This window comes from Lysobacter olei, assembly GCF_054777355.1.
The window spans coordinates 265454-279086 of sequence record NZ_BAAHAT010000004.1; the positions used below are offsets into that span (position 1 = coordinate 265454).

10 protein-coding genes and 2 pseudogenes are annotated in these 13633 nt (G+C 63.7%); 11 read left to right on the plus strand and 1 reads right to left on the minus strand.

Features of this window, described 5'->3' with window-relative positions; genetic code table 11:
• Positions 1-2: 2 nt before the first annotated feature.
• Both ACYVBS_RS07850 and ACYVBS_RS07855 read left to right on the plus strand, forming a co-directional pair.
• On the plus strand, positions 3-3188 hold the full coding sequence (locus ACYVBS_RS07850; protein ID WP_460822892.1) for an efflux RND transporter permease subunit: 3186 nt from the start codon (positions 3-5) through the stop codon (positions 3186-3188).
• Positions 3185-5599, plus strand: coding sequence for a heavy metal translocating P-type ATPase (locus ACYVBS_RS07855; RefSeq protein WP_460822894.1), 2415 nt, complete (start codon positions 3185-3187; stop codon positions 5597-5599). Before ACYVBS_RS07850 ends, ACYVBS_RS07855 begins: the two co-directional genes overlap by 4 nt.
• Before the next feature lie 220 nt (positions 5600-5819).
• On the opposite strand, the gene merR is transcribed toward ACYVBS_RS07855, so the two are convergent.
• Positions 5820-6257, minus strand: coding sequence for an Hg(II)-responsive transcriptional regulator (gene merR, locus ACYVBS_RS07860; protein ID WP_460822895.1), 438 nt, complete (start codon positions 6255-6257; stop codon positions 5820-5822).
• A 72-nt stretch (positions 6258-6329) separates the two neighbouring features.
• On the opposite strand from merR, the gene merT reads away from it, so the two are divergent.
• The 9 genes and pseudogenes from merT (at position 6330) to ACYVBS_RS07905 (ending at position 13625) form a co-directional block, all read left to right on the plus strand.
• Complete coding sequence (merT, locus tag ACYVBS_RS07865) at positions 6330-6680, plus strand: mercuric ion transporter MerT (protein WP_460822896.1); 351 nt, start codon at positions 6330-6332, stop codon at positions 6678-6680.
• Positions 6681-6693: 13 nt separating this feature from the next.
• On the plus strand, positions 6694-6972 hold the full coding sequence (gene merP / locus ACYVBS_RS07870; protein ID WP_460822897.1) for a mercury resistance system periplasmic binding protein MerP: 279 nt from the start codon (positions 6694-6696) through the stop codon (positions 6970-6972).
• 10 nt (positions 6973-6982) lie between these two features.
• A complete protein-coding gene (gene merA, locus ACYVBS_RS07875) occupies positions 6983-8665 on the plus strand; it encodes a mercury(II) reductase (RefSeq protein WP_460822898.1) in 1683 nt (560 codons plus the stop codon).
• Positions 8666-8851: 186 nt separating this feature from the next.
• Positions 8852-9124, plus strand: a pseudogene (locus ACYVBS_RS07880) (type ISP restriction/modification enzyme); the annotation flags it as partial.
• A 111-nt stretch (positions 9125-9235) separates the two neighbouring features.
• Positions 9236-9486, plus strand: a pseudogene (locus tag ACYVBS_RS07885) (efflux RND transporter permease subunit); the annotation flags it as partial.
• A gap of 179 nt (positions 9487-9665) precedes the next feature.
• Entirely contained in the window at positions 9666-9992 is a 327-nt protein-coding gene (locus ACYVBS_RS07890; RefSeq protein WP_460822899.1) for a YnfA family protein, read from the plus strand.
• A 155-nt stretch (positions 9993-10147) separates the two neighbouring features.
• On the plus strand, positions 10148-10528 hold the full coding sequence (locus tag ACYVBS_RS07895; RefSeq protein ID WP_460822900.1) for a CopL family metal-binding regulatory protein: 381 nt from the start codon (positions 10148-10150) through the stop codon (positions 10526-10528).
• A gap of 116 nt (positions 10529-10644) precedes the next feature.
• Positions 10645-12522 carry a copper resistance system multicopper oxidase gene (locus ACYVBS_RS07900; protein ID WP_460822901.1) on the plus strand — a complete coding sequence of 626 codons (1878 nt, stop codon included), beginning with the start codon at positions 10645-10647 and terminating at the stop codon, positions 12520-12522.
• 2 nt (positions 12523-12524) lie between these two features.
• Positions 12525-13625, plus strand: coding sequence for a copper resistance protein B (locus tag ACYVBS_RS07905; RefSeq protein WP_460822902.1), 1101 nt, complete (start codon positions 12525-12527; stop codon positions 13623-13625).
• Positions 13626-13633 lie beyond the last annotated feature (8 nt).

The following is a 13633-nucleotide window of genomic DNA, read 5'->3' on the forward strand; positions in this document are numbered from 1 at the left end:
CGATGCTCGAGAGAATCATTCGATTCGCGATCACGCATCGGTGGATGATGTTGCTGCTCACGCTCGCCCTCCTGGGGCTGGGCGTGTGGAGCTTCACCAAACTGCCGATCGACGCGACTCCCGACATCACCAACGTCCAGGTGCAGATCAACACTGAAACCCCCGGCTATTCACCGCTGGAGGCTGAACAGCGCGTCACTTTCCCGATCGAGACCGCGCTTGCCGGCCTGCCCAAGCTCGACTACACCCGATCGCTTTCGCGCTACGGCCTGTCGCAGGTCACCGTGGTGTTCGAGGACGGCACTGACATCTTCTTCGCCCGCCAGCAGGTGTCGGAGCGCCTGCAGCAGGCAAGGTCGCAACTACCTCCCGGGCTGGAACCGGCGATGGGCCCAATCGCGACCGGCATGGGCGAGATCTTCATGTACTCGGTCGAGGCCGACCCCAAGGCCCGAAAGCCCGACGGAACAGCTTACACGGCCACCGATCTGCGAACGCTGCAGGACTGGGTGATCCGCCCGCAGTTGCGCAACACGCCGGGCGTGACAGAGGTGAACACGATCGGTGGCTTCGAGCGGCAGATCCATATCACCCCCGATCCGGCCCGTCTCGTGGCACTGGGTTTCACCTTGCACGATGTTGTGCAGGCGGTATCCGCCAACAACCAGAACGTGGGCGCTGGCTACATCGAGCGCAACGGACAGCAATTTCTGGTGCGCGTGCCGGGCCAGGTCGGTGACCTGGACGCAATTCGTAACATAGTGCTTGACCGACGCGAAGGCGTGCCTATCCGGGTGCGTGACGTGGCGATCGTGGCCGAGGGCAAGGAGTTGAGGACCGGTGCGGCGACGCAGAACGGCCACGAGGTGGTGATCGGTACCGTCGTGATGCTGGTGGGCGCGAACAGCCGTGAGGTGAGCCAGGCGGCGGCGGCAAAGCTGCAGGAAGCCAATCAAAGCCTACCCAAGGGGGTCAGTGCGATTGCTGTCTACGACCGCACCGCGCTCGTCGATCGCACCATTGCAACCGTCAGCAAGAACCTCATCGAGGGTGCGCTGCTGGTGATCGTGGTGCTGTTCCTGCTACTAGGCAATTTCCGCGCGGCGTTGATCACTGCCGCGGTGATTCCCCTGGCTATGCTGTTCACGATCATCGGCATGGTGCGCGGCGGCGTGTCGGGCAACCTGATGAGCCTGGGCGCTCTCGATTTCGGCCTGATCGTCGATGGCGCGGTGATCATCATCGAAAACTGCCTGCGCCGCTTCGGCGAGTTGCAGCACCGCCTCGGCCGAGTCATGACTGACGAGGAACGCTTTGACGAGACCGCCGTAGCGACCGCCGAAGTAATCCGCCCCAGCTTGTTCGGGGTCGGCATCATCACCGCCGTGTACCTGCCGATCTTCGCGCTCAGCGGGATCGAAGGAAAGATGTTCCATCCGATGGCGATCACGGTCGTGCTGGCGCTCACGGGCGCGATGCTGTTGTCCCTGACGTTCGTGCCCGCTGCCATAGCGATGTTCCTTGGCGGCAAAGTCGACGAGCAGGAGAACAAGGTGATGGCGTGGTGCAAGCGCCGCTATGCACCGATGCTCGCTTGGACGCTTCGGCATCGGCTGACGGTGATTGCCGGCGCGGCACTGCTCGTCGTCGCGTCTGGCCTGCTCGCCACGAGGCTTGGCAGCGAGTTCATTCCAAACCTCGACGAAGGCGATATTACCGTTCAGGCGCTACGAATTCCCGGCACAAGTCTGACCCAGTCGGTGCAGATGCAGGAAGCGCTGGAGACGAGCCTGGCCGAACTGCCCGAGGTCGAGCGGGTGTTCGCCAAGATCGGCACCGCTGAAGTCGCGAGCGATCCTATGCCCCCGTCCATCTCAGACACATTCGTAATGCTTAAGGATCGAGACGACTGGCCCGACCCAGGCAAGCCGAAGGCGAAGCTGCTTGAAGAGGTCCAGGCCGTCCTGGCCACACTGCCGGGCAACAACTACGAAGTGACGCAGCCCATTCAGATGCGCACCAACGAGTTGATCTCGGGCGTGCGTGCGGATGTAGCGGTAAAGATCTACGGCGACGATCTGGAGCAGCTTGTGCGCACTGCGGAGCAGGTGCAGCGCGTGGTGGCGTCCGTAGCAGGTGCGGCGGACGTCAAGACTGAGCAAGTCACTGGCCTGCCACTGCTCACCGTGCAGCCCAATCGCGCGGCGCTTGCCAACTACGGGCTCAATCCCTCGCAGGTGCAGGAGACGGTGGCCACTGCAATCGGCGGAGAGGAGGCCGGGCAGCTGTTCGAGGGCGACCGGCGCTTCGACCTGGTTGTGCGCCTACCGGAGGCTATTCGCGAGGACCCGGCGGCCCTTGCCGACCTGCCGATTGCACTCGGCAATGCCACCCAACCGGACAAATCAAGTCTCAACCCGAACTGGCAGGCTGGAACGCCACGCACCGTCCCGCTGCGCGAGGTGGCCCGGATTGAGCCCCAACTCGGTCCAAACCAGATCAACCGGGAGAACGGCAAGCGACGAATCGTGGTCACCGCCAACGTGCGCGACCGGGATCTGGGCGGATTCGTGAGTGAACTGCAATCGAAAATCTACGCTCAGGTGCGCGTGCCGGAGGGCTACTGGATTGACTATGGCGGCACGTTTGAGCAGCTGGTTTCGGCGAGCAAGCGGCTTTCGATCGTCGTGCCGGTGACGCTGTTGTTGATCTTTGGGCTGTTGTTCATGGCCTTCGGCTCGGCCAAGGACGCGGGAATCGTGTTCAGCGGTGTGCCGCTGGCGCTCACCGGCGGCGTGGTCGCGCTGGCACTGCGCGGCATTCCGTTGTCAATCTCTGCTGGCGTGGGTTTCATCGCCTTGTCGGGCGTGGCAGTGCTCAACGGCTTGGTCATGATCGCGTTCATCAAGAAGCTGCGCGAACAGGGCGATCCCCTCGACAACGCGATTGTCGACGGTGCGCTAGGCCGCCTGCGACCGGTGCTGATGACAGCACTGGTGGCGTCGTTGGGTTTCGTGCCGATGGCGCTCAACGTCGGCGCCGGCTCGGAAGTGCAGCGGCCGCTCGCAACGGTGGTGATCGGCGGCATCGTGTCCTCGACGCTGTTGACGCTGCTGGTGCTGCCTGTGCTCTATCGCTGGCTTCACAAGGCAGACCACAAGCTTCCGGGAAAGGAGGTGATTTCATGACTGACCCGTTGCGAATAGACATACCGCTGCTCTTGCCGGACGTTACGGATGTAGCCGATCAATGTGTCGAGCGGCTGCTCTCTGAGCTGCGAGGGCGGCAAGGTGTGGATAAAGTGCACGTTCTGGCCGCCACTGCCGTCACGCCGGCACAGCTGTGCATCCACTTCGATCGTTCCTTGCTCTCGCTGCAACGGATACGCCAATTGGTCGCAGCGGCGGGAGCAGGAGTGGCCGAGAAGATTGGACATGCATCGTGGGCTGTCGAGGAACCGCACGCCAGGCGCACGCGCACCCTGACAGAAATGCTTCGAACCATCGACGGCGTTCTTGAGGCGGGCGTCAGCGCGAGCGGCGCCGTCCGGGTCGAGTTCGATCGATCTATAACCTCAGAAGAGGAGATCAAGCACGAGCTGGAAAGGAAGGGCCGCACCAGTGAGACAACCGCCGAAGAGGTCGAGGCGGGCCACGCGCATGAAGGCTTCTGGTCGGGTACCGAGCTCAGGTTCGCGTTGGCAAGCGGCGCGCTCCTGCTGATCGGGTATACGGTCGAGCGCTTCCTTGTGGCTCCGGAGTGGTTGCCGCTCGCGGCATACCTGGGGGCTTATGTGTTCGGCGGCTGGTTCACGCTGCGCGAGGCGCTCGACAACCTGCGCCTGAGACGGTTCGCAATCGATACGTTGATGCTTGTCGCGGCCGCAGGTGCGGCAGCGCTGGGTGCATGGGCCGAGGGCGCGTTGTTGCTGTTCCTATTCAGCTTCGGGCATGCGCTTGAGCACTATGCGATGGGTCGCGCGACGCGCGCCATCGAGGCATTGGCGGAGCTGGCGCCTCGTACCGCGACCGTGCGCCGAGGCGTGGGATTGATCGAGGTTCCGGTCGAGCAACTTGCGGTGGGCGACATCATCGTGGTGAAGCCAAATACCCGCCTAGCTGCGGATGGCTTCATTGTCGCGGGCGAGAGCAGCGTCGATCAGGCGCCGGTGACCGGCGAGAGCATCCCGGTGGACAAGCGCGCGGTAGTGGACCCCGCGGCAGCCCGCGCCAATCCTGAAGCCATCGAAGCCTCGCATCGCGTGTTCGCCGGCACCATCAACGGCAGCGGCGCGATCGAGGTCGAGGTCACGCGCAAGTCCACGGACAGCGTGCTGTCCAGGGTCGTGCGGATGGTGAGCGAGGCGGAGACGGAGAAGTCGCCATCCCAACGTTTCACTGACCGGTTCGAGCGCATTTTCGTGCCGGCAGTGCTGGCGTTGGCCGTGCTGCTGCTGTTTGCATGGGTCGTGGTTGACGAGCCGTTTCGCGACAGCTTTTACCGGGCGATGGCGGTTCTTGTTGCGGCGAGCCCCTGCGCGTTGGCGATCGCAACCCCGAGCGCGGTGCTATCCGGGATCGCGCGCGCTGCTCGTGGCGGCGTGCTGGTCAAGGGCGGAGGGCCGCTTGAGAATCTCGGTTCCCTGTCGGCGATTGCCTTCGACAAGACGGGTACGCTGACCGAGGGGAAACCGCGGATCACGGACGTCGTGCCTGCCCAAGGTGTAGACGCGACTGAGCTGCTGCGTGTGGCCGTCGCGGTTGAAAGTCTGAGCGACCATCCGCTCGCACGTGCGATTGCAGTCGACGGTCGCGAGCGGCTGGGATCTACTCAAGTAGCGCTGGCAACCGACCTTGAGAATCTCATCGGGCGTGGGGTAAGAGCCAGGCTGGATGGCGACACCGTGTTGATCGGAAAGGCCGAGATGTTCGGTGTCGAAGGCATCGCACCGTTGTCACCCGCGATGATCGAAGCCATTGCGACCCTGCGGGATGGAGGTCGCACCACCATGATTGTACGCCGTGGTGCCAGCGATCTAGGCGCCATCGGCCTGATGGATACGCCGCGCGAGGCCGCAAAAGCCGCGCTCGCGCGCCTAAGAGCCATGGGCATTCGCCGGATGATCATGATCTCTGGCGATCACCAGAAAGTCGCTGACGCGATCGCCGGAAAAGTAGGGCTCGATGAGGCGTGGGGCGATCTGCTGCCACAGGACAAGGTCGAAGCGATCAAGAAACTGCGTGCCGAGGCCAAGGTCGCCATGGTCGGAGACGGCGTGAACGACGCTCCGGCGATGGCGAGCGCCACCGTGGGCATCGTCATGGGCGCAGCCGGCTCCGACGTCGCAATGGAGACGGCGGACGTCGCCTTGATGGCAGACGACTTGACGAATCTACCTTTTGCCGTGGGACTGAGTCGACGCGCCCGCTCCGTGATCCTGCAAAACGTCATCGTCAGTCTTGGCATCGTGGCGGTCCTCGTTCCTGCCACGATCTTTGGCTTGGGCATCGGCGCAGCAGTGGTTATTCATGAAGGATCAACGTTGCTGGTCGTATTCAACGCTCTGCGGTTGCTCGCGTACCAGGAGAAGCTAGCGTGATAGAAGTGCATGCCTGCTTCTGGCGGAGAGTCGCCCGATTGAGTTGCAACGAACGCGGATTCAAACGGATTTCTGAGGGTTCATCCCCGTTTTCACGGACCCTTACGAGAAGGCCGATCTAGGCCATGGGGAGTCTTCATGTAGAAGCGAAGGACGCGCCAGCCCTTCTTGCTTGGCAGCTTTCGCTTGTGGGTTTGCGGTCTCGTTTAATTGCCTGCGTCTAGCCTTCAACGTGGGTTTTGTCTGCTGGAGTTTGCCGGTGTAAGGAGGCAATCAGTGGGCAAGTCACTTTGCCCCGGCTCGAACCGCACGCCTTTACCAGCTGGGACAGAGCTGATTCCATGCGCTGAAGGTCGGTCAGCCGCAAGCGCACGTCCGCCAGGCGCGCTGCCGCTAGGTCCGCGGCTTCGTGGCAATGGGTGCCGTCCTCCAGCCTGAGCAACTGCGCAACCTCGTCCAGATTGAATCCCAGTCGCTGGGCGGACTTCACGAACTTCACCCGGTCCACGTCCGCTGACCCATAACGGCGGATGCCGCCCATAGGACGATCTGGCTCCGGCAGTAGGCCCTTGCGCTGATAGAACCGGATGGTCTCCACGTTGACCCCCGCAGCTTTGGCGAAAGCCCCGATGGTCAGGGTTTGCGGATCGTTCACCATCGTGCTTGACTCCGTACCTGACTACGGAAATAAGGTTAGCGCATCACGCGAAGTCCCGGAAGGAGATCCTCCATGGCAGACCCCAGCAACGGCCGCGGCGCACTGGCCGCCGGCGGACTCGCCGCCATCCTCGCCTCGACCTGCTGCCTCGGCCCGCTGTTGCTGATTACGCTGGGCTTCTCCGGTGCCTGGATCGGCAACTTGACCGTGATGGAACCGTACCGGCCGATCTTCATTGGCGTGGCGCTCATTGCACTGTTCTTCGCGTGGCGTCGCATCTTCCGCCCGGCTCGCGCCTGTGCGCCGGACGACGCATGCGCCGTAACCCAGGTGCGGACGACCTACAAGGTGATCTTTTGGATCGTCGCCGCCTTGGTGCTGATCGCCCTCGTGTTTCCCTACCTCATGCCCCTGTTCTACTGAACGGAGATTCGCCATGAAGAAACTTGTCGCACTGTTCGCTCTGACCATTGCGCTGAGCGCTCCCGCCTGGGCCGCCACCAAAACCGTCACGCTGTCGGTGCCGAGCATGACCTGCGCCACCTGTCCGATCACGGTCAAGAAGGCGCTGTCCAAGGTCGAAGGCGTGATCGAGGCCAAGGTGACCTGGGAGCCCAAAGAGGCGGTGGTGACCTACGACGATGCCAAGACCACGCCGGCCGCCCTGACCAAGGCCACCGAGAACGCCGGCTACCCGTCCACCGTCAAGAAGTGAGCGCACTCTCATGACCCAGGCGATCACACTGCGCATCGACGGCATGACCTGTGGGGCGTGCACCGAACACATCAAGCAGGCGTTGGAAAAGGTGCCCGGTGTGCGTTCGGCCTCGGTGTCCTACCCACAGCGCCAAGCCGATATCGAGGCAAATGCGGGTACCGCCGCGGACGTGACCTCGCTGGTCGCGGCGGTGTCCGCTCTCGGCTACCGAGCGCAGCTTGCCGATGCGCCGGGACAACCCAGCGACCTGCTGAACAAAGCTCAAGAGCGGCGGGGTCGCGAACCAAAGCGCGCTGCGCTGCACGTGGCCGTGATCGGCAGCGGCGGTGCGGCGATGGCAGCGGCGTTGAAGGCCGTTGAGCAAGGGGCGCGCGTGACGCTGATCGAGCGCAGCACGCTCGGCGGCACCTGCGTCAATGTTGGCTGCGTACCGTCCAAGATCATGATCCGCGCTGCCCACATCGCTCACCTGCGGCGCGAGAGCCCATTCGATGGCGGCATTTCCGCCTCTTCGCCGAAGATCCTGCGTGAGCGCCTGCTGGCACAGCAGCAGGGGCGCGTCGATGAGCTGCGCCACGCCAAGTACGAGAGCATTCTGGCGAGCACCCCGGCCATCACCGTGCTGCGCGGCGACGCCCGGTTCAAGGACGCGCACACACTGACCGTGGCGCCCGCTGGCGGCGGCATGCGCGAGGTGAGTTTCGACCGCTGCCTCATTGCCACCGGGACCAGTCCGGCGACTCCGCCGATCCCGGGCTTGAAAGACACGCCCTTCTGGACGTCGACCGAAGCGCTGGTCAGCGATACGATCCCCGAACGACTGGCCGTGATCGGCTCGTCGGTGGTGGCCGTCGAGCTCGCGCAGGCCTTTGCTCGGCTGGGCAGCAAGGTGACCATTCTGGCGCGCAGCACGCTGTTCTTTCGCGAAGACCCCGTGATCGGCGATGCCCTGACGGCCGTGTTCCGCACCGAAGGCATCGAGGTACTGGATCACACGCAAGCCAGCCAGGTCGCCTATGCGAATGGGGAATTCGTGCTCACCACCGAGCACGGCGAACTGCATGTCGACCGGCTGTTGGTCGCCACCGGCCGCACTCCAAATACCCGCACGCTTAACCTCGACGCGGTCGGTGTGGCCACCAATGCACAAGGTGCCATCACCATCGACCCCGCGATGCGCACTGCCGTGCCGCACATCTATGCCGCTGGCGATTGCACCGACCAGCCGCAGTTCGTCTATGTCGCCGCAGCGGCCGGCACCCGCGCCGCGATCAACATGACCGGCGGGACTGCGGAACTGGTCCTGACAGCTATGCCGGCGGTGGTGTTCACCGATCCACAGGTGGCTACCGTCGGCTACAGCGAAGCCGAAGCGCACCACGAAGGCATCGAGACCGACAGTCGCACGCTGACGCTCGACAACGTGCCCCGAGCACTGGTCAACTTCGATACGCGCGGCTTCATCAAGCTAGTGGCGGAGGCCGGCACCGGCCGCCTGATCGGCGTCCAGGCAGTGGCCCCTGAGGCGGGCGAGTTGATTCAAACGGCCGCGATAGCCATTAGGGCACGAATGACAGTGCACGAGTTGGCCGACCAGTTGTTCCCTTACCTAACCATGGTCGAGGGACTGAAGCTCGCTGCTCAGACCTTCACCAAAGATGTGAAACAGCTGTCTTGCTGCGCGGGGTAGAGACCTGAGACCTGCCAAGCATTCAGGCACTTTTCCTCGGCTTCATCAGCAGAGTCAACACTCGAAGCTTCGGGCCTTGTGAGATGGGTAGAGGCCCTACTCGAAACACCCCTCTTCGAGCAGCCGCGCCAGCGTCGGAATGTATGGCCCGTATTCGACGACACGTCACCCGCTAGTAAGGCAAAGGGCCCGCTTATCGACGCTGACTACCGCGTCGAGAAGATGAGGTTCGCCAAGAAGAAGGACCCCGACACCGGCAAGAACGTCGATGACCGCAGCACCGTGATCTACAACACCAAGATCACACTGCGCGGCATCCCCGAGGCCGCCTGGGAGTACGTGGTCAACGGCAAGGTCGCACTGGACTGGGTGGTGGAGCGGCAAGCCGTGCGTGTGGACAAGGCAAGCGGTATCATCAACGACGCCAACGACTGGGCGGCGATGGGCAACCCGCGCTACTCGCTGGAGCTGTTCCAGCGCGTAGTCACGGTCACCCTGGAAACCCAGAGGATTGTGAACTTGCTGTCGAGACTCGACATCTTGGAATATTCGGCACATGCGTCAGAAACAGAGCCGCAGCAGCGCATCGGCAGCGAAGTCGAGGTGCCGCCGGGCTATTGGATCGACTACGGTGGCACATTCGAGCAGTTTAACTTGGCCAGCCAACGCCTATCGGTGGTGGTGCCGGTGACGCTCGCGATCATCTTCGCGCTGTTGTTCTGGGCGTTTGGCTCGGCCAAGGACGCCGCTATCGTGTTCAGTGGTGTGCCGTGGCGCTCACTGGTGGTGTGATCGCACTGGCCTTGCGGGGCATTCCGTTGTGAATCTCCGCCGGCGTCGGATTCATTGCGCTGTCTGGGGGGGCATTCCGTCAACGCTGCTCACGCTATTGGTACTGCTAGTGCTGTATCGATGGCTTCACCGCGATGAGTCGCCTCCAGCGGCGACCTGACCTTGGTCAACCCCTGTAGTCCAGGCGATATGTAGCAGGAGGCGAAGCATGATTGGAAAAACAATCGGATTGTTTGTCCTGACGGCCGTCGCTGAAATCGTTGGCTGCTATCTGCCGTACCTCTGGCTTCGCGGCCGTGCGGATGTTTGGGTCCTGTTCCCGGCGGTCGCCGCCTTAGGCGCATTCGTCTGGCTATTGAGCCTGCATCCAAGCGCCGCCGGCCGCACCTACGCGGCATATGGTGCCGTGTACGTGGCCACCGCCTTGGTCTGGCTTTGGGCGGTTGAAGGGATTCGACCAGATCGCTGGGATCTGCTCGGTGGCACGCTCGCCCTGAGTGGGATGGCAGTAATCGCGTTTGCACCTCGGGCCTGATCGGGGAGTCGGACGGGTGACTGCCTTCCTCGTCAAGTGCCTGAAGGGCCACGCCAATGCATCGGCCCTCCGGCCTGGGCGCGATGCTGCTGTCCTGCCACCGCGAGATTGCTCCTTTGCGGAACCTTCATGCTCACCGAGGTAGACTAACGAACATGCCGGTCTGGTCCCTCCTACTTCGACTACTGGTCGCCGTAGCCCTCGTGTTCAACGGGGCTGCGCCGGCAGTGGCTGCTGTCCATGCAGGCCACATGGTCGCCCCGCCCGTAGCGGCCCCCGCAGCGGAGTTGTCCTGCCACGAGCATCACCAAGCGGGGTATGCCGACCAGCCACCCGCGACGGGTGAGCACCCGGGCACGTCCGACTGTTGTGAGTCCGGTGCGTGCCGCTGTGCCTGTGTGCACAGCACGCCCGTAGCGATCATGGACCCGGGCGTTGTTGCGTCCGTTATTGAGCACGCGGAGAGCGTGCGACCGATGGCCCCGGGCCATGCCGACGCGGAATCGCCACACTTGATCCGACCTCCCATCGGCTAAGCGTCCACATGGCGCCGCTCGGCGCCTATCCGCCTGCGCCTGGCCGCTGCATTTGTCGCAGCCAGCGCAGGCATGGCGGCTCATTCAGAGCCGGCGACGCTTTCCACGGAGTTCTCATGTCTTCCGATTCTTCCGGGCGCGGGGCGGGTAAGCCGTTCACACCCTCGCGCCGCCATTTCGTTCAAGGGTTGGCTGCGGGTGGCGCGGTCGCCGGTCTCGGGCTATGGCCCAAGCCCATCTGGGCTCTCAAGGCCCCTGGCAATCCCAATGTGCTCTCCGGTACTGAGTTCGATCTGACCATCGGCGAGACGCCGATGAATTTCACCGGCCGCACCCGAACGGCGATCACCGTCAACGGATCGATTCCGGCGCCGTTGCTGCGCTGGCGCGAAGGCACCACGGTGAGTCTGCGCGTGTCCAACGCACTACCCGCCGGCTCCATCCACGGCCACGAAACCTCGATCCACTGGCACGGCATCATCCTGCCCGCGAACATGGACGGCGTGCCCGGCCTGAGCTTTGCCGGCATCCAACGCGGCGAGACCTATCGCTATCGCTTCGCCGTAAATCAGGGCGGAACCTACTGGTATCACAGCCACTCGGCGTTCCAGGAACAGGCAGGTCTGTACGGCCCCCTGATCATCGATCCAATCGAGCCCGAGCCCTTCAGCTACGACCGCGACTACGTCGTGCTGTTGAGCGACTGGACGGATCTGGATCCCGCGCGCTTGTTCGCGCGGCTGAAGAAGATGCCGGGTTACGACAATTACTACAAGCGCACCGTCGGCGACTTCCTTCGCGACGCGCAGAACAACGGATCTGCCGCGACCGTCGAGGATCGCAAGAAGTGGGGCGAGATGCGCATGACACCGACTGATTTGTCGGACGTCAATGCGAACACCTACACCTACCTAATGAACGGCGACACCTCGCTGGGTAACTGGACGGGGTTGTTCCGTTCCGGCGAGAAGATCCGCCTGCGTTTCATCAACGGCTCGGCGATGACGCATTTTGACGTGCGCATTCCCGGCCTGAAGATGACAGTGGTCGCGGCCGACGGCCTGTACGTGCATCCGGTCATCGTCGACGAGTTCCGCATCGCGACGGCGGAAACCTTTGACGTGATCGTCGAACCGTCGGGGCAGGATGCGTTCACGATCTTCGCCCAGGACATGGGCCGGACCGGGTACGTGAGCGGCACGCTCGCCGTGCGCGAAGGCCTTCGCGCTCCGGTCCCGTCAGTCGATCCGCGGCCCATCCTCACCATGGCCGACATGGGCCACGGCGGCATGGGGCACGACATGTCCGGCATGAAAGGCATGGAAGGCGGCTGCGGCGCCAGCATGGGCCACGCCGGAACGCAGCACGCCGCGCCTGCGCAGCCGGCGACGGGTCAGCAGGACCACGGCGGCCACGACATGGCGGCGATGCAACACGGCGCGATGCCAGGCATGGCGGATGGCAACGGCATGCAACAACACCCCGCCACGGAAACCGACAACCCGCTGGTCGACATGCAGGCCATGTCTCCGGCCCCTAGGCTCGATGACCCCGGCATCGGCCTGCGCGACAACGGGCGCAAGGTACTGAGTTACTCGATGCTCAAGAGCGTGTTCAACGATCCGGACGGACGCGAGCCGGGTCGTGAGATCGAACTGCACCTGACCGGCCACATGGAGCGTTTCGCCTGGGGCTTCAATGGGCAGAAGTTCTCCGACGTCGAGCCCATCCGACTGAACTACGGCGAGCGCATGCGCATCGTGCTGGTCAACGACACGATGATGACGCATCCCATCCACCTGCACGGCATGTGGAGCGACCTGGAGGACGAGCAGGGCAACTTCCTTGTCCGCAAGCACACGATCGACATGCCGCCCGGCAGCAAGCGCAGCTACCGCGTCCGTGCCGATGCGCTGGGGAGCTGGGCGTATCACTGCCACCTGCTGTACCACATGGAGGCGGGGATGATGCGCACGGTGAGGGTCGAGGAATGAAGATGACCATGACACTCGCGCCACTCGCCGCGGGCCTGCTGCTGACCTTCAACGCCTCTGCGCAGGATCACTCGCAGCACCAGATGCCGACGCCGGCCAAGCAGGACCATTCCCAGCATCAGATGCCGGTGACGCAGGATCACACGCAGCATCAACCGGTAAAGCCAAAGCCGAAGCCGGCTCCGAAGCCGAGACCGAAACCGGCTCCGTCACCCCCGGAACCCAAAGCCGAGCCGATGGACCATTCGGCCATGGGCCACGACATGCCGCCGGAGGAACCGGCGACGCCGGTCGACCACGAGGCCATGGGTCACCGGACGCCTGAACCCGCGCCGGCGGAACCAGTGGACCATTCCGCGGTGGGCCACACCATGCCGCGGCCAGCCGATCAGCCCGTCACGCCGATCCCGGTCGTGACCGAGGAAGACCGTGCTGCGGCCGTGCCGCCGCCGGACGATCACCCCGTGCACGACAACACCATCCAGAACTTCGTGCTGCTCGACCGCCTGGAAGCCTTCGATACCGATGAGAGCAGCGGAGTGGAGTGGGAAGCGCAGGCCTGGATCGGGACCGACCTCAACAAGGTCTGGCTGCGCAGCGAGGGCGAGCGTGTCGGCGGAAACACCGAAGCCGCGGACCTTGAAGTGCTCTACGGACGCGCCATCGCGCCGTGGTGGGATCTCGTCGCCGGTATTCGCCACGACTTCGAACCCGGCGACTCGCAGGACTTCGCCGCGATCGGTGTCATCGGCCTGGCGCCCTACAAGTTCGAGGTGGAGGCCACGGCCTACATCGGTCAGTCCGGCCAGACCGCCGCGCGGTTCGAGGCTGAGTACGACACGCTGCTGACCAACCGCCTGATCCTGCAATCGCTCGTCGAGCTGAATTTCTACGGAAAGGCCGATGAGCGCCTTGGGATCGGTTCCGGGCTGAGCACGGCCGAGGCTGGCATGCGCCTGCGCTACGAGATCCGACGCGAGTTCGCCCCGTACATCGGCATCGTCCGTGAGTGGGCGCTGGGCCGCACCGCGGATTTCCGCCGCGACGAAGGCGAAGTCGTCAACGACACCCGCCTGGTCGCAGGCATCCGCATCTGGTTCTGATAGGGGAA

Bases quoted from the DNA above. Each gene is read 5' to 3' on its own strand.
- ACYVBS_RS07850 (WP_460822892.1), top strand. From the start codon at position 3: ATGCTCGAGAGAATCATTCGATTCGCGATCACGCATCGGTGGATGATG.
- ACYVBS_RS07855 (WP_460822894.1), top strand. From the start codon at position 3,185: ATGACTGACCCGTTGCGAATAGACATACCGCTGCTCTTGCCGGACGTT.
- merR (WP_460822895.1), bottom strand. From the start codon at position 6,257: ATGGTGAACGATCCGCAAACCCTGACCATCGGGGCTTTCGCCAAAGCT.
- merT (WP_460822896.1), top strand. From the start codon at position 6,330: ATGGCAGACCCCAGCAACGGCCGCGGCGCACTGGCCGCCGGCGGACTC.
- merP (WP_460822897.1), top strand. From the start codon at position 6,694: ATGAAGAAACTTGTCGCACTGTTCGCTCTGACCATTGCGCTGAGCGCT.
- merA (WP_460822898.1), top strand. From the start codon at position 6,983: ATGACCCAGGCGATCACACTGCGCATCGACGGCATGACCTGTGGGGCG.
- ACYVBS_RS07890 (WP_460822899.1), top strand. From the start codon at position 9,666: ATGATTGGAAAAACAATCGGATTGTTTGTCCTGACGGCCGTCGCTGAA.
- ACYVBS_RS07895 (WP_460822900.1), top strand. From the start codon at position 10,148: ATGCCGGTCTGGTCCCTCCTACTTCGACTACTGGTCGCCGTAGCCCTC.
- ACYVBS_RS07900 (WP_460822901.1), top strand. From the start codon at position 10,645: ATGTCTTCCGATTCTTCCGGGCGCGGGGCGGGTAAGCCGTTCACACCC.
- ACYVBS_RS07905 (WP_460822902.1), top strand. From the start codon at position 12,525: ATGACCATGACACTCGCGCCACTCGCCGCGGGCCTGCTGCTGACCTTC.